The organism is Clostridium rhizosphaerae, from assembly GCF_016765585.1.
GTDB lineage: Bacteria > Bacillota > Clostridia > Clostridiales > Clostridiaceae > Clostridium_AT > Clostridium_AT rhizosphaerae.
Window position 1 is genome coordinate 235,904 of sequence record NZ_JAESWC010000018.1, and the last position, 19,731, is coordinate 255,634.

The following is a 19,731-nucleotide window of genomic DNA, read 5'->3' on the forward strand; positions in this document are numbered from 1 at the left end:
CTGAGCAATCAAAGATTACTCGCTCTGCTCGCTGATTGCTCGCTGATTGCTCGTAAAAGTCCATTTAGGACTTTTACCTCCTTATGGGACTATCTTAGATAGTCCAGCAGTGTTGGCTGAAGCACTTTTGCACTAGTTTGAAGTGATGCCATGTATACCGTTTGAAGTGTAGCATACTGCATTGTTTTTTCAGTTATATCTATATCTTCTGTTCTTGATAAAATACTTGTTAAATTAGCTGTTTCATCTTCGTTTTTATCCTTCGCGCTGTCCATTCTGTTCTGTTTTGCACCTACTTGTGAACGAACCTTTAAAAGATTGTTTATTGCATCAGTGACATCAGATAAATCTCCATTTGAAAGCTTAGAAGTATCAGCTGCATTATCCAAGTGATTAACTATATTTTTAAACAAATCTATTAAATTATCCGCTTTATCATCAGTAGTATTTTCTGGTCTGAATTGAACAATTTCCCCTGAAGTAACGTTATAATCCATAGTTACACCCTGTGATATTTCTACAAAAAGCTTTTTATCTAGTTTTGCAATTTCAGTTGGATTTGGATTTCCTAAGCTGTCCGCTGCATTATCATATTGAAGTTCTGTATTGTTGCCTGCCTTCTTAGTAGACATTGGCTTATCACTAGCTCTGCTTCCACCAAAAATATAGCTTCCATCAAAATTTGTATTCATAATTTGAGCAAACTGATCTATCCTTTGATTTATTTCATCCTTAATTGATGTTCTTTCACTGGATCCATAAGCAGCATTTCCGGCAGATACAAGAAGCTCTCTAACCTTTTGGAGCACATTTCCTGCTTGTCCTAATGCAGCATCTGTTGTATCAAGCCAGTTTATTGTATCATTAATATTAGTTTTATATTGGTTGTTTGCATTTATATCAGTGTGAAGCTGCATTGCTCTTGCAACTCTTGCTGGGTCATCCGAAGGTTTTCTTATTTCCTTTCCTGATGTCATCTGCTGCTGAAGAGTCTGCATATTCTCAAGATTGGATCTCATATCTGTTAAAAAACTATTTGACAGCATTTTATTTGTAACACGCATTTTTTCACCTCAATATTTATTAATTATTATCTTTTTAAACCATTTATAACTACATCTAGAAGTTCGTCTACAGTAGAAATAATTTTGGCATTTGCTTGATAAGCATGTTGATATTGAATTAAGTTTGCCATTTCTTCATCAACTGAAACTCCCGAGACAGATTCTTTAGTCTGTTGAAAGCTTGAAAGTAGTGTCTGTTGATTTTTCACCACTCTCTTTGCTTCGCCTTCCTGAACACCAAGCCTGTCTATAACATCCTTAAAATAATTATCTATTTTCATTCCGCTTGAGCTGCTTTTAAACTCTACAAGGCCATTACTTTTTGTAATATCGTTATTTCCCTTTGCTGCATTAAATAAATCAGCTCTTGAATTTATTGTATCTACTCCATTATCATATCCTATATTCTGTATATTCATTAGCTTGTCTCTAAGTTGTGCAATAGCTAATGCTCTGCTGCCGTCCTTATTACCATCTTCAGTATTACTAGTAGCTAAAGCATAGTTATCATCATTAGTTCTTGTTTTCAAAAGCATAACGTCATCTATAAGCTGTTTGTTTACAGATATATTTGCTGCTGTTATATCTTCTTCAGCTGATAATACATTTTTCAATTTATCTACTGTTGTAGGATCGCTATAATTGTATAACACAGTTTTACTGCCTTGAGTAGTATAGTTTGCATTTGCAACGTCAGAGTTAACAAAGAAAGGTGTATAGTCATATCCATCAATTAAATTTCCATTCACATCTTTAACCTTGTTGGCTGCAGCATTTGCATCACTTATATCTTTCACACCGCTTTGAAGTGAGTTTACAGCTAATGCTAAGGACTTGGCTACTTTATTTAGCTGTCCCATGTAATTATCAATATCTTCTTGTACTGACATATATCCCTTTAACTCACCATCTGAAGGTTTAAACAGTACAAATTGTGAAAAATCAGTTCCATTTGCTGTAACGGCTGTTCCTGTATTATCTCCCCATATTACTCTATTCTCGTCAATTTGTTTAAATTGATCTTGTGTTAATGCAACGCCGCTTATTGTTGCAGAATTAGACACGCTGGTTTTATCACCAAGTTTATAATAAGTTATGTCATAAAGTGTATTCCCACTTGCATCTTTTTTTACATTGCCGCTTGCATCTTTTTGTGGAACTATACTATCTACATAAGATAATCTTCTTACATCTGTATTATTTTCAGATTTTATTAAGCTTGAATTTTGTGTTGAGTCGCTGGATATTAAGTCGACTGGTTTAACGTCATTTCCCTCAAAATTCCTTTTGTCTATATTTATATTGAACTTTGTACTTAATGTATCTAAAAGCTGATCTCTTCTATCCATTAAATCATTTGGCATTTCACCTGCCACTTTTACACCAATTATCTGCTGATTTAATGTATCAATTTGATTTAATATATCATTAGCTTCAAAAACTGTATCCTTAATAACAGACTGCGTATTTTCCTTTAGTTTTTGAAGCTGACCTGCAGTATGATTTAGAGCATCTGCAAGAGCTGCTGCCTGCTGAATCACTACAGTTCTCGTATTGGAGGTTTGGGGACTATTAGAAAGTGTCTGCCAGGAATCAAAAAATTTTCCTATAAGACTGGATACTCCTGTATCTCCTGGCTCATTAAAAATACTTTCAACCTCACTTAAAAATTTATCTCTTGCTGAAAACTGTCCATATTTGCTGTTTTCAACTCTTACCTGATAATCAAGAAAACTATCTCTTACCCGTTCAATTGCTGCTACCTGAGAACCTGTTCCGATTTGACCTGGCTCAGCCGCATTATTCATACTTGGCATACCAAATGGTCTGGTAGTCTCTATCTTTGCTCTTTGTCTCGAATAGCCTTCTGTATTAGCATTAGATATATTATGAGAAGTAACGTTGATTGCACTCTGCTGTGCGGCCATTCCTCTAGTTCCTACATGTAAAATTGAAAATAAACCCGACATTTGCTCACCTCATTAAATTCTATTTTGATACTTTGCCATAGGAATTATAAGTTTTTGGAGTTCTTGAAGGGTTTAAAATATTTATTACTCTATTAGTAAAACCTAACCCCTGCTTTATTAAAAGTTCGTTTGTATCCTTCTGAACCTTTACTTCCTCTAAAAGTCTTTTTATCTTTCTGTAATTTTCATAAAGCTCATTATCATTTATCATATTTATAATCTCACTCATAGCTCTGCCTTGAGTAAGCTCTCTTCTTTTCATTTCCCATGCGGCAATGTTTTTATTGCACTTATCTATTTCTGATGTGCAGTTTTCTATGGTTATTGCATCACTTTTTACTAAACAGCTGTGCTGCTTTTCTAAAGCTTCTAATAAATTTTCTACAGCCTCTATTTCATTTACTACTATCTCCTTTAATTCCTTTTCCAAGGTTAGATCCCTCTCTTTTTCATAATATCAATCATTTTATTAGCTGTTAGTTTCGAATCTGCTTTATATGTTCCCTGAGAAATTTCTTTCTTTATTCTATCAACTTTTTCACTTGAATTGCCAAAACTGTCTTCAGTTGAGATTGAACTTAGGCTCTTGCCTAAAGATGATATTTCAATAGAATCCTTATTACTCTTTACTGAAGCTTTATCTGTAACTTTTTTATTCCCATTATATAAATTAATTATTTTATTTGGTTGAGCACCATTTATTCTCATAATTATCTCTCCCCTAAGCGTTTTTTCTATCTCTTATTATTATTTACTTTAATTATCGTACAAAACAAAAAAATATTTATAGCAAAATAAAAAGAAATAAAGCACTTTACTTTATTTCTTTTAAATCTATTGAGATAAACTTTTTACTCTTTCAGCATTGCTTACAATACTTGTTAATCTAACTCCAAAGTTTTCGTCTACGACAATAACTTCGCCATAAGCTACTATTTTGCCATTGACCAGTATTTCTACTGGTTCTTCAGCCAGCTTATCAAGTTCAATTAAAGAACCTGTTCCAAGATTTAAGATATCTTTAATGCTTTTTTTAGTTCTTCCAAGAACTACAGAAACCTCAAGCGGCACATCCAATATTAAATCAATATTTCTCGGCATAGATGCTGAACCAGATTCCCTTAAAGGTTGAAAAGAAGCTTTGTTAACTTCTACTGGCGGCTGCTGTGGCTGCTCTGTGTATCTTGCTTGAGCTGGCTCACTATAGTTTTGTGCTTGTACAGGCTCAGAAATTTCATAGCTTTGTCTGACTTGAGGTTCTATTTTTTGCTCTATAGGCTTTGGCTGCTCAACTTGTTGAGTTTCTGTTCCCATCATAATAGACACTATTTTTTTAGCAGTAATCACAGGGAGAATCTGCATAATAGTACTGTCAACCAAATCTCCTATATTAAGTCTAAAAGATACTTGTATTATATCTTCATTTTCATCAATTTTATCTGTAAGCTGTGTTGTACTGTCGTTCCATATTTTTGAGTTTGGAGGAGAAATATTTACTTCTCTTGCAAACATTGTTGCCATTGAAGTTGCTGCAGAACCTATCATCTGGTTCATAGCTTCTGAAACAGCACTTTCTTCAATTTCAGATAGCTCGTGGGAGTCTACTTTACCGTCTCCACCCATCATAAGATTAGCAATAATTGCAGCATCAGCGATTTTCATAACTAATAGATTTTCACCGCTGATTCCACTTATATATTTTACTTCAAGTGCTATATTAGGAACTTGAAAGCTATCTTTTAACGTTTTTAGCGTCGTAACACTTACCACAGGTGTGGTAATATTAACTTGTTGATTTATTATTTGAGAGAGGGCAGTAGAAGCTGAACCCATTGAAATATTCCCTATTTCACCAAGAAGGTCCTTTTCTATATCTGAAAGGATTTCTTCCTGTGGTGGTTCAGGGCTTAAGCCTCCTCCATTTAATAAAGAGTCTATTTCTTCCTGTGAAAGAAACCCGTTACTCATAATTTTCCACATCCTTATCTATAATATCCAGTATTTCAATTCCAAGATTTTTGCCAACTATTCCAGGCTTACCATAGTAATAAGACTTATCTTCAACCATTAACTTTACAGGACTGCTGCTCTTATTATCTAAGGGTATTACATCCCCTACGTTAAGTCTTAAAAAGTCATCAATAGTAATATTTGTACTTCCTAGAATAGCTGTAATTGAAACTTTAACTATATTTAATCTATTCTTAAGCTTATCTCTAGATTCCTTTAATAGTTCTTCATTATTTTCCTGGAACCAGTATTGTACAACTAATTTATCAAGTACCTTTTCTATACTTAGATAAGGTATGCAAACATGTATAAAAGTGTTGCTTTTGTTCATCTCTACAGACAAAGTAATAAGAGCTACCGGTTCTGTAGGAGCCATAGTCTGATTTAGAGCGGGGTTTGTTTCAAGTCCCTCTATTTCAGGTTCTACAGACATGACATCCTCCCATGCAAGCTTCATATTACCAATAAGTCCTTTGTTTACATGCCTAATGATGTTTTTATCTATATCTGTAAACTCTCTCATTTTATACTTTCCAGTCCCAGTACCTCCAAGTAATACATCTATGATTTGAAATACAAATTGCGGATTTGTTTCAAATAAAATAGAACCATTTAATGGGGGCATTTTAAAAACTGTAAGTATAGTAGGATTGGGTACAGAATGTATAAATTCTTCATAGGTTATCTGTTCAACAGATTCTATTTTAACTTTAACATTGCTTCGTACCTGCGCAGTTAGATAATTAGATATAATTCTTGCATAATTATCGTGTATGAGTTCTAAAGTCCTTATGTGTTCTTTAGAAAACTTTTGAGGACTTTTGAAGTCATAAGGCTTAATTTTTTGCTTTTCTTCCTCCTTAGGAAGCTCTTCTGGTTTTAACTCACCAGAGGATAAGGCAGATAGGAGAGCATCTATTTCGTTTTGAGATAATACTTCTGCCATAGTTTCCCCTCATTTCTAATCTAATTTGATAGAAGCTTATCTATATCAATTAGAGTTACAATTCTATCTTTAAAATTTATTACTCCCTTTAAAAAAGATTTTTTTCTATCAGACTCTATCTTTTCTATTATATTTTCGTCTATATCTAATACTTCATCAACCTGATCAACAGTAATTCCAACTAGTTCATCTTCCATTTCAAGTATTATTATATTATTTTGACCTGATTCGCTTCTTTCTATATCAAGTAATAAATTTATATCTAGAAGAGAAATAATATTTCCTCTTAGGTTTATCAATCCTTTTATATGGTTTGGCGATTTTGGAACCTTTGTTATTCCCATGTTATCATTAATGCTTTGAACCTTTGCAGTCTCTACTGCAAACTGCTCATCACCCAGTCTAAATACAACAACCTGCATTTAAAACTCCCCCTATCCGATGACTTTTCTGATAGCTTCTAAAACTCTATCTGGCTGGAAAGGTTTAACAATAAAGTCTCTGGCTCCTGCTCTTATAGCATCCATAACCATTGTTTGCTGTCCCATAGCACTACACATTATTATCTTTGCGCCAGGATCAAAAGATCTTATTTCCTTAACAGCTTCAATTCCATCCATGTCAGGCATAGTTATATCCATAGTAACTACATCCGGCTTTTCCTTTTTATAGATTTCCACAGCCTTTATTCCATTATTTGCTTCACCAACCACTTCAAATCCATTCTTTTCCAATATATCCTTTATCATCATTCTCATAAAAGCAGCATCATCAACAATTAAAACTTTTGACATTTTGTATCCTCCTTGTATTCCTTAAGTTTAGTTTACTCCAAGTGCATTTAATATTTTATCAAGTGAACCAGGCATAGGTATATAATAAAAGTGACCATTTATACTAGAGTCTGATTCTAAAAACTCTGTCTCTATATCAAGTACAGAGTCATCAAACTGTCCTGACTCGATAAATGTGGTAGAAAGTATTGCTCCAAGCATATCATAGCTGACTGCTGGAACTGATGGCATAATTAGAAGATTTGTAAAGCGCGCTATGGAGTTCATGAATGAGCTTGAAATAATATTTCCAATCTCGCATAGCACTGAATTTCCCATGTCACTAATATTATCTTCCCTCTGTCCTGTAAGAGTTTCTATTAAATTAAGAGCACCCTCTTTTTCAAAGATAAATAATATATTTCCAGGAGTATCTCCTAAAACTCTAACTATTACTCCAATGACTAATTCTTCTCCGCCAATTCTAGAAAAAATTGTTTCGAAGGGTACAATATTTATATTAGGAACACTCATATCAACTTTTTTATTAATAAGCTGGGAAAGTGCTGTAGCAGCATTACCTGCACCAATATTGCCAACTTCTCTTAATGCATCAAGCTGTATAGCATTATACTTCAAATATTCCATACTGTTCCCCCTAAATAAGTGCTGCAACATCAAGTATTAATGTAACAAGTCCGTCACCTAATATTGTTGCTCCTATATATTCTTTCAGACCCTGAAGAGTTTTTCCAAGAGGCTTAATAACTATTTCTTTTTGTCCAAACAATGAGTCTACCAAAAGCCCTACAACTTTTTCTCCAACCTTTACAATAACTATATAGTTTTTCCCATTTTCTGAAGTTTCAATTTCAAGCTTTTTATTTACTCTAATAAGAGGTATAACATTTCCATTATATATTATTACTTCTTTATTGTTTGTCTTTTTTACTAAGTCATCTTTATAGTCGATAACTCTGTCTATATATCCAAGTGATATAGCCATAGTTTCACTTCCAACCTTAACAAGCAGAGCTTGAATTATTTGAAGCGTCAATGGTAATCTTATAATAAATGATGTGCCTTTGTCAATTTCACTAATAACATCTACAGTACCGCCAAGAGCAGAAATTTTAGTTTTTACAACATCCATTCCAACTCCTCTTCCGGAAATGTCTGTAACCACTTCATTCGTACTGAAGCCTTGAACGAATATAAGATTTCTTATATCAGAATCTGACATTCCTTCTGTACTTATTCCAATTCTTTCAGCTTTTGCTTTTATTTTTTCTACATCTAAGCCTTTACCGTCATCTTCAACCTTTATAACTGCTTTTGTTCCTTCTTGATAAGCAATTAATTTTATTTTCCCTACAGGGTCTTTACCCTTTTGGATTCTTTCTTCTCTACCTTCAATACCATGGTCTGCAGCGTTTCTTATAAGGTGAATTAAAGGTTCTCCAATTTCATCAATAACGGTTCGGTCAAGCTCTGTTTCTTGTCCTTGAACAATAAGTTCTATATCCTTTTTAAGTTCAACTGATAAATCTCTTACCATTCTAGGGAATCTATTAAATACAACATCTAAAGGCATCATTCTAATTTTCATAACTAAATCTTGAAGATCAGAAGTAGTTCTTGCTACTTGCTCGAGAGTTTCATTTAATTCTGCCATTCTTAGAGTGCTGCCAATTTGTTCAAGTCTTGTTCTATGAATTACAAGCTCAGAAACCATATTCATAAAGTTATCTAATCTTTCAAGGTCAACTCTTACAGACTGATGTGCCTTTTTATGAGCAGCATTTTCTTTTTGAACTTCCTTTGGCGATTGTTCTTTAGCAGTGATTTCTTTTGATTTTGCAGCAGTGTTAACTATTTTATCACTTACTGGCTGCTCAACAGTTCTACCTTGCATTTCCATTGAATTTAACTGCTTGATTTCTACTTTTTCTACTTCTGAGATCCCTATTAAATTCTCATATATTTCATCACTATTCTTGTTAGATACATAAATAAGAGACATTTCGAATTCAAAGTTTTCGCTCTCAATATCCTCAGCACTTGGAATAGATTTTATTATTTCCCCGCTATCCTCAAGGCTCTTAAAAATCAAGAAAGCTCTTGCAGATTTTAGAAGCGTATTTTTACTTAAGTTTATTTCAATTTCATAAGCATTAAAGCCCTTATAGGATGCTTGTTTTACTATATTTATATCATACTCATTAAGCTGAATACTTGGCTTATTACTTTCCTCTTTTGAAATTTCTTTATTAGGAATAGATTGCATTACAGGCTCTTCAGCAGCTTCTCCTTTAGATAAGGATTCAAGACTGTTAATTATTCCTTCTATAGCCACTTGTTCTGAACTTCCTTCAGTTATATTATTTACCATTACTTCTAGAGTATCCAAACACTCAAAAAGAACTGTTACAACCTTTTGAGTAACCTTAATTTCACCATTTCTAAACTTTGATAAAACATCTTCCATCTTATGAGTGAGTTCAGCCATAGCATTAAAACCCATAGTAGCTGCCATTCCTTTTATGGTGTGGGCTACTCTGAATATTTCGTTAAGCTTGTCTATATTATCAGGCTCTTGTTCAAGCTGAAGCAAGGATTCATTCAAACTCTGAAGATTATCCATAGATTCTTCTAAAAACATTGAAAGATATTGTGATGTATCCATTTGTTAACCTCCTTTGATTTTGCAATCGTACTTTATAGCTTCTTATATATAAATGTAGAAGCTTTATCGAGACCATAGTCCCTATAATTATAAATACTTTCTGTGGCTCCTACAAATAAAAGTCCTCCTCGTTTTAGTGAGGCACTAAACTTTTTATATATTTCATCTTTTACATCTTGATTAAAATAAATTACCACATTTCTACAAACTATCAAATCAAAATCTTTTTCATAGGCTTCAAGTATAAGATCGTGCTTTTTAAAGTTTACCATATTTCTTATTCTTGAATCTACTATATATTTATCTCCATTAACTTTAAAATACTTGTCTAAATAATCTTTTTTTACATTCTTAACTTCAGAATATACATATTCTCCAGCTCTAGCTCTATCTAGTATAGTTGTATCGATATCTGTTGCTAAAATCCTGTGTCGTCCGGCGGTATAAAGACTATCCATTATCATGGCCAATGAATATGGTTCTGCCCCAATAGAACAAGCAGCACTCCATATTTTTAAATTTTTGTTATTAGGTAGGAGCTCAGTTTTTACCTTCTCTTTTAATTCATCAAAAATTTCAGGATTTCTAAAAAATTCACTTACATTTATTGTAATAAAATCTAGAAACTTTTGACGCTGAGCACCATCTTTTTTTAGAAGAGCAATATATTCATCAACTGAATTCACTCCAACTCTTGACATCAAACTTAAAATTCTTCTATGCAGCTGATTGGATTTATATGCTGACAAGTTAATATTAAATTCTTTTAATACCCATTGCTCGAAATATGCTAAGTCCATAAGCCCTCCTGTTATCTTCCTGAAACAATTCTTATTATTTGTCCAGCTACATTATCAAGTGATACCACCATATCTACCATTCCTGTTTCGTAAGCTGCTTTAGGCATACCATATATTGTACATGTAGATTTGTCTTCTGCTACAGTTATCCCGCCATTTTTCTTTATTTCCACAGTGCCCTGGGCCCCATCTTTTCCCATTCCAGTAAGTACTATACTTAACAAATGAGAAGAATATACTTTTGAAGCAGAAATAAACAACTTATCAACCGCTGGTCTTACACCCCATAAAGTAGGTTCTGTATTTAAATGTATTTTTCTATCTGCATGAACCTCCATATGAAGACCTCCTGGTGCTATATATACAACATCCTTCTCCACAGATTCTCCTTCTGAGGCCTCTACTACCTTAATCGAGCTGTTCAGATTTAATCTATCTGCAAAGGCTTTAGTAAAGCCAACAGGCATATGTTGAACTATAAACACAGGTACACCAAGCTTTTCCGGCAAAGCAGTTATAACAGAATATAGTGCTTTTGGGCCTCCAGTTGAAGCACCTATAACCACAGCTTCAATTTTTCCAGTTAAATTACTTTTAGTGCTTACATCTACACTTTTTTCGACTCTAGCTGCACTAGTCTTAAACGTACTTTTGACATTCACTTTTTCGCAGGCTGTTTTTATCTTTAACAATAGTTCATCTTTAACCTTATCAATATCTAAAGATATAGAACCAGATGGTTTTGGAATAAAATCAAAAGCTCCGGCTTCAAGACACTCCATAGTAAGAGCTGTTCCGCTTTGTGAAACGCTTGAAATCATAATTACAGGGATATTTAACTTATTTTTTTTCATTTCTCTTAACGCTGTAATACCATCCATTACAGGCATTTCTACATCTAAGGTTATTACATCTGGCTTAAGTCTAGATAATTTATTAAGCATATCTTGGCCATTTCGAGCGATATCTAACACTTCCATATTTTCACTAGAATTTATCATATCTGAGATAATTTTTCTCATCAAAGCTGAATCATCTACTACTAAAACTTTAATATCTTTCAAGAATATCACTCCATTACAATTCTTTTATACCCATACCCACCGTTCTTATTTGAACTATACCGTTTAGAGTATCAAATATCATAGTTCTACCCTTGTTTCCACCAACATCTTCACCAATAATAGGAATTGACAGTTGTTGAAGTACAGTTTTAACAGCTGCACTGTTTCTATTGCCAACATCCATCATCATGCTTTTATCTGAAAAGTTAAACATAGAAGCTCCTCCTGCGATTTTAGCTTTTATGTTTCTTCTTATAGCACCTAACTTCTCCATTCTTTCAATTAAGGCCGGAATTGCTAAGTCTGCAAATTTATTCGGATTATTTACTGCGTTAAACAATTTGCTGTCTGGCAGCATTATATGAGCTAAACCACCTATACCGCGTGTCTTATCAAAAAGAGCAATCCCAATACACGAACCTAATCCTACAGTAATTAGTCTATCAGGAGAAAGTGCTATATTAAGATCTGCAATTCCTACTTTTATTTCTTTACAATCCATCATGCACCTTACTTATATTAGTTTTTTTTCATCTTCAGTTAAAATACTGTAGGCATTTAAGAAAATAATTATTTTTTTATCTATTTTAATTAAACCTTTTATATATCTTTTTGAAATACCGGCAGCAATTTCTGGTGGGGTTTCTATATTTCCCACACTTATATCTTTCACTTCTGATACTACATCAACTATAATTCCAATTTTCCTATCGCCCTGTTTCGTAACAATAATTTTTGCATCTGATTTTTTTTCTTGAACTTTTAAATTAAACTTTTTAGTTAATGAAATTATTGGAAGTACATTTCCCTCATAAGTTATAACTCCTTCTACAAAATCAGGTGCATCTGGGAGCTTTGTAGGTTCTTCGTATCCAATTATTCTTTCAACTTCCATAATATCCGTTGCATAAAATTCGCCATTAATGCTGAATATTAAAACCTTAATTTCCTTGTTTTCCATAATTATTCTCCTTTCAAACAACAAACTTACAATTTTAGTCTATCTATATTTAATTCATGACTATCATCTAAATAAGCATGTACATCGCGGCAGGGATTTTCTATTGTAAACTCTCTGTTTCCAACAAATAATACAGTATTATGAAATGCTGTATTAATCCAAATATGGCCACTCTCTCCTACCGACAATTTAGTGATTACACCTGAGTGACTCCCTACTATCTTTGCTCTAATCTCACTAGATGCTTTTATAGTTCCACCTCTAACTACACTACTATCCTTTGTGAAATATATATTATTATGTGCACTTATGGAAGAAACAATAGATCCTGTACCGCTTACAACAACATCTCCTGTACTTTCGATTATAGCATCTTGACAATATGAAACCATTACATTTACCGGAACTAAAAGCTCCTTGTTTAAACATTCCAGTCTATTAATGAGCAAATCAAGTATTTCATTTAATTCGCTGTAATGCTTAATACTGAGCGGTGCTAATCCAACAAGCTTACCTTTCAAAAGTTCTGTAAGCCTTTCTGAAAACATATCTTTCTTATCCCTATTTTTAGCTGCTTTAGTCAAAAGAAGCAGGCACTGTTTATATATTTCTTTAAACTTACTCTCCAATAAAAGTTTTATAATCTGACCATCTGAAGCTTCATAACCTAAAATATTAATATTTTTAATTTCTTCAACTGCACTAATAAGTGATTTTAAATCTTTTATTAATGCATTTAATATTTCAATTTCTTTAATTTTCAGAGTGTCTTCCCCTCCACCAATTACGCTGGAGGCTATTACATTACCTTTAATAATAATTTCACCTTTACCTTGAATTTCTGCTCTCTCGACATTTTGGTCAATAGTTATAGAGTTTTCAGAACTTACCTTCATACCTTCTTTTACATTTCCATGAATGATTATATCTCCTAAAAAAACTATATTTCCAGTTATAAGATCCACATCTTGTGAAAGTTCATGAGTTTTATATACATAGAAAACATTATTCTTCATACAAGGTTTTCCATCTATAGATGCTGCAATTGTATTTTCATTTAAAAGTTCGCAGCCTGAGCCTGCTGTTAATCTTATTTCTTTACCTTTTTTAGGTTTTATAATTCTTCCTGATACATCCTTGCCTTCAGCACCCTTTTTCCCAGGTATCCTTGTTGCAATTACATTACCTTTCAGTACTGAATTTACGGCTCCGATGCTTTTAAAATCCACATTTCCATTTTTATCTTCATTTAATTTCTTAAGTTCACTATCTACTTGAAATTTCAATTCCAGTGCATCATCTTCATCATCAATTGGAAGCTTACCCTTTGCTGCAAGAACCTTGTTGGTTTCATTCTCCTCTAAGGCTTTTTTTATATTATCATCAATTATTCCAAATACCACTCCTGCTTTAAAAAGCTCAGTACTTATTTCCTCTAAAGTATACTTAGGAGGATATTGCCCCTGATTATCAGGCGCATATAAAATGCTTATATACACCTCAGTTTTATTTTGATCTATAGAGATATTTAAACATCTTGCTGGGCTTGTACCTTCCATAAATTCCACCTCTGTATTTATAAATAAAGTACATTATATTTAATCTTCGTCATATTTTCTATTTACTTGATAAGAACAATCAATTTATTTTTTATTTTCTTTTATGTATTCTTCAATAATTCTATTATAATGCCTCATAATACTTTGCACAATGATATTTGTAGAAGATTTAAAAACAAAGTCGTCAACTTTACTAATTGGTAGAATTTTAGGTGAAGTTCCTGTAATAAAAAGTGCATCTAAATCACTTATTTGATTAAAACTTACATTTTTCTCAAAAAAATTAATTTCTTCCTTCTTACAAATTTCTATGATAATTTCTCTGGTTATTCCAGGAAGTACAGCTTCTAAAGGAGCTGTTATAACACAATTGTCTTTTACCATAAATATATTTGATCTGCTTCCTTCTGTAATATAGTTGTTTCTATCTACTAAAATGGCTTCATAAGAATTGCTTGATTTTATTTTTTCATCAGTTTCACTTCTAAAATTATTATTAATAATTTTAGCATTTGGGTTGCTTCTTTCCTTAAAACACAATATGGCCGGTACTCCTAAACTATATTGTTCTGCACTTGGATAGTGGTGTTCTATAAAATACACTAAAAATGTATTGTTATTCTCTCGCTCTACATTACCATAGTTAAATATAATTTTAATATTTCCTTCATTAGTTTTATTAGCTTTTATTAGTTCTAAAATAGCATCTTTTATATTTTTTTTGCTCATCCACAACTTTTTATTAGCTAACTTAGCTGAATTATCAAGCCTATCTAGATGTCTTTCTAAAAATACAGGTACTGAATCAATAATCCTTATAACCTCATATAAAGATGTTCCCTGCATAACATATTCATCAGAAAACTTGTTACAGTCTAAGATCTTTCCATTTTCAATAAAATATTCACCATAGCATTCGCTCATTTTTTCTCACTCCCATTATTTTTAATTGTTTCTCTATACAAAGCATTAAATAAATCTAATATTTGTGATTAACATAAATTACTTCCATTCTAATATTTCTATTTTATCATGTTTTTTCTTGTAATTAATTAAGTACGGATTACCTACTATATTCAAAAGAGGCAAATCAGATAATGAATCTGAAAACATATAGGAATTTTTAAAATCAACTTCTATATCTTCTTTTTTTATTTCTTCCATGAGCCTTTTTACCTTTTCTTCACCTTTACAGTTTTCTCCCTGCATACTTCTTTTATGTACCCCATTTTCACATAAATATCTAGTCCCTATTATTTTATCTACTTCTTTAATATTATATAGTTCGTTTAAATAAAACTCTGGAGAAGCGGATATCAAATATATCTTATAGCCCTCCATTTTTAACCTTTTAATAGTCTCTATGGCATCCTTATATAAAAGCTTACTAAGTCTATTTTCATAAAAATCTTTTACATGCTCTTTCATTTCTTCTTCTCTTATACCCTCTATAAACGATATAAAGTACTCCTTAGTACTTTTTAATGGAATTAAATTAAGAGCAAATAAAATGCCTGATAATATAACCTTAGGCATATGCAAAATGTGTTTTTTGTCTTTTTTAAGCATATATTTATAGAACTCTATTTGAGTTTCTTTTTTTGTAAGTGTATAATCCACATCAAAAATAGCTAACTTTTCCATAAAGCTTTTTCCTTCCTTAAAAAACTTAAAAAGAAAGACCGCTAATTGAAGCGGTCAAACTTTATTACTCTTCGTCTGCTAAAGATTCTTCATAGTACTTAGAAACTTCTTCAAACTCTTCTTCTTCTGGAACTACAAGTTCCCCTTCTTCTCCTACTACCTTAAACAGGTAAACAGAACCATCTTCAGGATTTTGAACTAATATATAGTCATTTTCCTTATATGTGAATCCATCTATTGCTTCACAGGAAACCACATTACCGTTTTCGTCCTCTAAGTCTACTATCATTGGCCCATGCTCGTGGTCATGACCGCATCCGCAATCATCTCCATGCTCATGTTCATGTCCGCCGCATCCGCAGCTATCGTCTCCACAGCCACAGCCGTGTAATTTTTCATCGCTCATAAAAAAATCCTCCTTAAGATGTTATGTTTACATTGTACCCTTAAATCACCAATTTTAAAAGAACTTTTTTGTAAATTTTAAAATATTTATTGCACGAGAAATAAAAATAATAATTAATACTGAATAATTAATACTGAAGGACGAAAATTCCTACGGGCATTTTCAATTACATTATCTCATTTAAAAGTCCCAAGTACTTTTTTCATTCTTAATTGTTAATTGTTAATTAAAAAGACTGCGGAAACTCCGCAGTCTTTTTGTATTATGCTAAATTAGCAAGTCTCTTATATGATTCGTATCTTTCCTTAGCATCCTGTTCAGTCTTTGCAAATAAAGCTTCTGCATGTTCTGGGAATGCTTTTAATAATGAAGCATATCTAACTTCTCCAAGAAGAAAATCTCTAAATGAGTCTTTTGGTTCCTTAGAATCTAAGCTGAATGGATTCTTGCCCTGTTCTTTTAGGTTAGGGTTGAATCTATACATATGCCAGTATCCAGAATCAACAGCTTTCTTCTCTTCAGCTTGGCTCTTGCCCATACCAGTCTTAATACCTTGGCTTATACATGGAGCATAAGCGATTATTAAGGATGGTCCATCATACTTTTCAGCTTCAACTAAAGCTTTCATTGTTTGGTTCTTGTCAGCGCCCATAGCTATTTGTGCTACATATACGTAGCCATAGCTCATAGCCATCATTCCAAGGTCCTTCTTCTTAGTCCTCTTTCCGCTTGCAGCAAATTTAGCTATTGCAGCAGTTGGAGTAGCTTTTGAAGATTGTCCGCCAGTATTTGAGTAAATTTCTGTATCAAATACTAGAACATTTACATCTTCTCCTGATGCTAGAACATGGTCTAATCCACCGTATCCGATGTCGTAAGCCCATCCGTCTCCACCAAAAATCCATTGTGACTTTTTAATTAAATACTCTCTATTTTCATAGATATCAGCTACAGCCTCGTTAGCATCCTTTTCTTTTTCTAATAAAGGAAGCATCTTAAGTGTTGCTTTCTTGGATCCTTCTCCATCTTTGAAATTATCAAGCCAAACTTGAAGTGCTTCTTTTAACTCTTCACTTATTTCAAGAGTTAATGCTTCTTTAGCTCTTAATGCTAATCTTTCTCTATTTTGTCTTACACCTTGGAACATACCAAATCCAAACTCAGCATTATCTTCAAACAATGAATTAGCCCAAGCTGGTCCGTGTCCATTATGATTTGTAGTATATGGTGTAGATGGAGCACTAGCACCCCAGATTGATGAACAACCTGTAGCATTTGAAATCATCATTCTGTCTCCATAAAGTTGTGTAACAAGTCTAGCATAGGGAGTTTCTCCACAACCAGCACAAGCTCCTGAGAATTCAAGTAAAGGCTGCTCAAATTGACTTCCCTTTAATGTTTCTTTGCTCATAGGATTTTCCTTATGAGAAAGTGATATTGCATAATCCCAATTTTCTTGCTCTTTAAGTTGTGATTCAATTGGCTGCATTACAAGCGCTTTTCCTGGAGCTGGACAAATATCCGCACAGTTTCCACAGCCTGTACAATCTAATGTATCTACAGTAATTCTATAATTTAAACCTTCAAATGTCTTTCCGCCTTGTGCTTTCTTAACATTGAAGCCTTCAGGAGCATTATTAACCTCTTCTTCATTTGCTAAGAATGGTCTTATAGCAGCATGCGGGCATACATATGAACATTGGTTACATTGTATACACTTATCGATATTCCATTCTGGAACATTTATAGCAATACCTCTCTTTTCGTAAGCAGCTGTTCCTTGTGGGAAAGTTCCATCTTCTATTCCTAAGAAACTACTTACAGGCAAGCTATTTCCTTCTTGTCTATTTATTGGTTCAACTATGTTCTTTATAAAATCAGGTACTGTTACAGTTGCTGCTGCTTCATCAACAGCACTCTTCCAGCTTTCTGGCACATCAACTTGTACAATTGCTTCAAGTGATCTGTCTATAGCAGCAAAGTTCATGTTAACAACTTTTTCTCCCTTATTGCCATAGGAAGTTACAACAGCATCCTTTAAGTACTTAACAGCATCTTCAACAGGAATAATGTTAGCAAGCTTAAAGAAAGCAGACTGCATTATCATGTTAATTCTTCCGCCAAGACCTATTTCTTGAGCTATTTTAACAGCATTTAAAGTGTAGAACTTTATATTATTATCAGCTATAAACTTCTTCATAGTTGCTGGTAAATGTTTTTCCAGTCCTTCTTCATCCCAAAGAGTATTTAGAAGGAATACTCCATTTTTCTTAAGTCCTTTTAAAACATCATACTTGTTTACATAAGACTGATTATGACAAGCAATAAAATCAGCTTTATTTATTAAATATGGAGATTTAATTTGCTTCTTTCCAAATCTTAAATGTGATATAGTTATGCCGCCTGACTTCTTTGAGTCATAATCGAAGTAAGCTTGTGCATAAAGGTCAGTATGGTCACCTATAATTTTAACCGCACTCTTGTTTGCTCCAACAGTTCCGTCTGATCCAAGTCCCCAGAACTTACATGCCTTAGTGGATGCATCAGCTACATCTATTTCTTCTCCTGCAGGTAAAGATTTAAATGTAACATCATCATTAATACCTACTGTAAATCCATTTTTAGGCTTGTCTTCATTTAAATTATTAAATACAGCTACTATTTGTCCTGGTGTTGTATCTTTTGATCCAAGACCATATCTTCCGCCAACTATAACTGGTCTTACTTCACTGTCATAGAAAGCATTTTTAACATCAAGATATAATGGTTCTCCAGCAGATCCTGGCTCTTTTGTTCTATCAAGTACAGCTATTTTCTTAACTGTTTTTGGTATATATTTAAAGAAATGCTCTAGTGAGAATGGTCTAAATAAATGTACATTTAATAAGCCTACCTTTTCTCCCCTTGCATTTAAGTAATCTACTGTTTCTTCTATAGTTTCACATACTGAACCCATTGCAACTATTAATCTTTCAGCATCTAGTGCACCATAGTAATTGAAAAGATGATAATCTCTTCCAGTTAACTTGTTTATTTCAGCCATGTAATTTTCAACTAATTCAGGTATAGCATCATAGTATCTATTTGCTGACTCTCTTCCTTGGAAGTAAATATCAGGATTTTGAGCAGTACCTCTTGTAACAGGACGCTCTGGATTTAAGGATTTATGTCTAAATGCCTTAATATCATTTTCATCAACGAGAGCCTTCAGTTCATCATACTCTAAAAGTTCAATTTTCTGAACTTCATGTGAGGTTCTGAAACCATCAAAGAAATTTAAAAATGGAACTTTTCCTTTTAGCGTTGATAAATGAGCTACTGCAGATAAATCCATAACTTCTTGAACGCTGCTTCCTGCAAGTAGTGCAAAGCCTGTCTGTCTAGCAGCCATAACGTCTTGGTGGTCACCAAATATTGATAATGCATGTGCAGCAAGAGCTCTAGCACTTACGTGGAATACGCAAGGAAGAAGTTCGCCTGCTATTTTATACATATTTGGAAGCATTAATAATAATCCTTGAGAAGCAGTAAAAGTGGTAGTAAAAGCTCCTGCCTGTAGTGAACCATGCACTGCACCGGCTGCTCCTGCCTCCGATTGCATTTCAACAACCTTAACTTCTTGTCCAAAAATATTTTTTCTGCCTTGTGAACTCCATTCATCAACATGCTCAGCCATTGGCGAAGATGGAGTAATAGGATATATTGCAGCTACGTCTGTAAAGGCATAGGCTACGTGAGCGGCAGCAGTGTTGCCGTCCATAGTTTTCATTTTTCTCATGGGTATACCTTCTTTCTATATAAAAATAAAATTGGTACAGATTAATAAAAATATTAAAACAAAAGACTGT

19 protein-coding genes are annotated in these 19,731 nt (G+C 33.2%); all 19 read right to left on the minus strand.

The genetic code is table 11. The annotated features are described in order from the left end of the window. Window positions 1-89 precede the first annotated feature (89 nt). The 19 genes from flgL to nifJ all read right to left on the minus strand — a co-directional run bounded on the left by flgL (window position 90) and on the right by nifJ (window position 19,661). Window positions 90-1,064: a flagellar hook-associated protein FlgL gene (gene flgL, locus JK636_RS19985; RefSeq protein ID WP_202750750.1), complete on the minus strand. Its 975-nt coding sequence runs from the start codon at window positions 1,062-1,064 to the stop codon at window positions 90-92. Between the two features lie 26 nt (window positions 1,065-1,090). Beyond that, window positions 1,091-3,034: a flagellar hook-associated protein FlgK gene (gene flgK / locus JK636_RS19990; protein ID WP_202750751.1), complete on the minus strand. Its 1,944-nt coding sequence runs from the start codon at window positions 3,032-3,034 to the stop codon at window positions 1,091-1,093. Window positions 3,035-3,053: 19 nt separating this feature from the next. Then, window positions 3,054-3,464: a flagellar protein FlgN gene (locus tag JK636_RS19995; protein WP_202750752.1), complete on the minus strand. Its 411-nt coding sequence runs from the start codon at window positions 3,462-3,464 to the stop codon at window positions 3,054-3,056. A 2-nt stretch (window positions 3,465-3,466) separates the two neighbouring features. Then, window positions 3,467-3,742 (minus strand): flagellar biosynthesis anti-sigma factor FlgM, encoded by a 276-nt coding sequence (locus JK636_RS20000; RefSeq protein ID WP_202750753.1) that lies wholly within the window; start codon window positions 3,740-3,742, stop codon window positions 3,467-3,469. 126 nt (window positions 3,743-3,868) lie between these two features. Then, entirely contained in the window at window positions 3,869-5,002 is a 1,134-nt protein-coding gene (gene fliY, locus JK636_RS20005; protein ID WP_202750754.1) for a flagellar motor switch phosphatase FliY, read from the minus strand. Beyond that, on the minus strand, window positions 4,995-5,990 hold the full coding sequence (gene fliM, locus JK636_RS20010; RefSeq protein ID WP_202750755.1) for a flagellar motor switch protein FliM: 996 nt from the start codon (window positions 5,988-5,990) through the stop codon (window positions 4,995-4,997). The genes fliY and fliM overlap by 8 nt, the downstream gene beginning before the upstream one ends. A 20-nt stretch (window positions 5,991-6,010) precedes the next feature. Beyond that, window positions 6,011-6,412: a chemotaxis protein CheW gene (locus JK636_RS20015; RefSeq protein ID WP_202750756.1), complete on the minus strand. Its 402-nt coding sequence runs from the start codon at window positions 6,410-6,412 to the stop codon at window positions 6,011-6,013. A gap of 12 nt (window positions 6,413-6,424) precedes the next feature. Further along, the gene (locus tag JK636_RS20020) at window positions 6,425-6,784 is read right to left on the minus strand and encodes a response regulator (protein WP_202750757.1); all 360 of its coding nucleotides are present in this window, start codon (window positions 6,782-6,784) and stop codon (window positions 6,425-6,427) included. Window positions 6,785-6,811: 27 nt separating this feature from the next. Further along, window positions 6,812-7,411, minus strand: a complete 600-nt coding sequence (locus JK636_RS20025) for a chemotaxis protein CheC (protein WP_202750758.1) — start codon at window positions 7,409-7,411, stop codon at window positions 6,812-6,814. A 10-nt stretch (window positions 7,412-7,421) separates the two neighbouring features. After that, window positions 7,422-9,449: a chemotaxis protein CheA gene (locus JK636_RS20030; RefSeq protein ID WP_202750759.1), complete on the minus strand. Its 2,028-nt coding sequence runs from the start codon at window positions 9,447-9,449 to the stop codon at window positions 7,422-7,424. A gap of 32 nt (window positions 9,450-9,481) precedes the next feature. Continuing rightward, entirely contained in the window at window positions 9,482-10,249 is a 768-nt protein-coding gene (locus JK636_RS20035; protein ID WP_202750760.1) for a CheR family methyltransferase, read from the minus strand. Window positions 10,250-10,260: 11 nt separating this feature from the next. Then, window positions 10,261-11,313: a protein-glutamate methylesterase/protein-glutamine glutaminase gene (locus tag JK636_RS20040; RefSeq protein ID WP_202750761.1), complete on the minus strand. Its 1,053-nt coding sequence runs from the start codon at window positions 11,311-11,313 to the stop codon at window positions 10,261-10,263. 13 nt (window positions 11,314-11,326) lie between these two features. Beyond that, entirely contained in the window at window positions 11,327-11,815 is a 489-nt protein-coding gene (locus JK636_RS20045; RefSeq protein WP_202750762.1) for a chemotaxis protein CheD, read from the minus strand. Window positions 11,816-11,827: 12 nt separating this feature from the next. Further along, window positions 11,828-12,274: a chemotaxis protein CheW gene (locus JK636_RS20050; protein ID WP_202750763.1), complete on the minus strand. Its 447-nt coding sequence runs from the start codon at window positions 12,272-12,274 to the stop codon at window positions 11,828-11,830. A gap of 26 nt (window positions 12,275-12,300) precedes the next feature. Continuing rightward, window positions 12,301-13,833, minus strand: coding sequence for a DUF342 domain-containing protein (locus JK636_RS20055; protein WP_202750764.1), 1,533 nt, complete (start codon window positions 13,831-13,833; stop codon window positions 12,301-12,303). 84 nt (window positions 13,834-13,917) lie between these two features. Then, window positions 13,918-14,757, minus strand: a complete 840-nt coding sequence (locus tag JK636_RS20060; protein WP_202750765.1) for an aminotransferase class IV — start codon at window positions 14,755-14,757, stop codon at window positions 13,918-13,920. A 78-nt stretch (window positions 14,758-14,835) separates the two neighbouring features. Further along, on the minus strand, window positions 14,836-15,477 hold the full coding sequence (locus JK636_RS20065) for an HAD-IB family hydrolase (RefSeq protein ID WP_202750766.1): 642 nt from the start codon (window positions 15,475-15,477) through the stop codon (window positions 14,836-14,838). A gap of 64 nt (window positions 15,478-15,541) precedes the next feature. Beyond that, on the minus strand, window positions 15,542-15,883 hold the full coding sequence (locus JK636_RS20070; RefSeq protein ID WP_202750767.1) for a DUF1292 domain-containing protein: 342 nt from the start codon (window positions 15,881-15,883) through the stop codon (window positions 15,542-15,544). A gap of 262 nt (window positions 15,884-16,145) precedes the next feature. After that, a complete protein-coding gene (gene nifJ / locus JK636_RS20075) occupies window positions 16,146-19,661 on the minus strand; it encodes a pyruvate:ferredoxin (flavodoxin) oxidoreductase (RefSeq protein WP_202750768.1) in 3,516 nt (1,171 codons plus the stop codon). Window positions 19,662-19,731 lie beyond the last annotated feature (70 nt).

Bases quoted from the DNA above. Each gene is read 5' to 3' on its own strand.
- flgL (WP_202750750.1), bottom strand. From the start codon at position 1,064: ATGCGTGTTACAAATAAAATGCTGTCAAATAGTTTTTTAACAGATATG.
- flgK (WP_202750751.1), bottom strand. From the start codon at position 3,034: ATGTCGGGTTTATTTTCAATTTTACATGTAGGAACTAGAGGAATGGCC.
- JK636_RS20000 (WP_202750753.1), bottom strand. From the start codon at position 3,742: ATGAGAATAAATGGTGCTCAACCAAATAAAATAATTAATTTATATAAT.
- fliY (WP_202750754.1), bottom strand. From the start codon at position 5,002: ATGAGTAACGGGTTTCTTTCACAGGAAGAAATAGACTCTTTATTAAAT.
- fliM (WP_202750755.1), bottom strand. From the start codon at position 5,990: ATGGCAGAAGTATTATCTCAAAACGAAATAGATGCTCTCCTATCTGCC.
- JK636_RS20015 (WP_202750756.1), bottom strand. From the start codon at position 6,412: ATGCAGGTTGTTGTATTTAGACTGGGTGATGAGCAGTTTGCAGTAGAG.
- JK636_RS20020 (WP_202750757.1), bottom strand. From the start codon at position 6,784: ATGTCAAAAGTTTTAATTGTTGATGATGCTGCTTTTATGAGAATGATG.
- JK636_RS20025 (WP_202750758.1), bottom strand. From the start codon at position 7,411: ATGGAATATTTGAAGTATAATGCTATACAGCTTGATGCATTAAGAGAA.
- JK636_RS20030 (WP_202750759.1), bottom strand. From the start codon at position 9,449: ATGGATACATCACAATATCTTTCAATGTTTTTAGAAGAATCTATGGAT.
- JK636_RS20035 (WP_202750760.1), bottom strand. From the start codon at position 10,249: ATGGACTTAGCATATTTCGAGCAATGGGTATTAAAAGAATTTAATATT.
- JK636_RS20045 (WP_202750762.1), bottom strand. From the start codon at position 11,815: ATGGATTGTAAAGAAATAAAAGTAGGAATTGCAGATCTTAATATAGCA.
- JK636_RS20050 (WP_202750763.1), bottom strand. From the start codon at position 12,274: ATGGAAAACAAGGAAATTAAGGTTTTAATATTCAGCATTAATGGCGAA.
- JK636_RS20055 (WP_202750764.1), bottom strand. From the start codon at position 13,833: ATGGAAGGTACAAGCCCAGCAAGATGTTTAAATATCTCTATAGATCAA.
- JK636_RS20060 (WP_202750765.1), bottom strand. From the start codon at position 14,757: ATGAGCGAATGCTATGGTGAATATTTTATTGAAAATGGAAAGATCTTA.
- JK636_RS20065 (WP_202750766.1), bottom strand. From the start codon at position 15,477: ATGGAAAAGTTAGCTATTTTTGATGTGGATTATACACTTACAAAAAAA.
- JK636_RS20070 (WP_202750767.1), bottom strand. From the start codon at position 15,883: ATGAGCGATGAAAAATTACACGGCTGTGGCTGTGGAGACGATAGCTGC.
- nifJ (WP_202750768.1), bottom strand. From the start codon at position 19,661: ATGAGAAAAATGAAAACTATGGACGGCAACACTGCTGCCGCTCACGTA.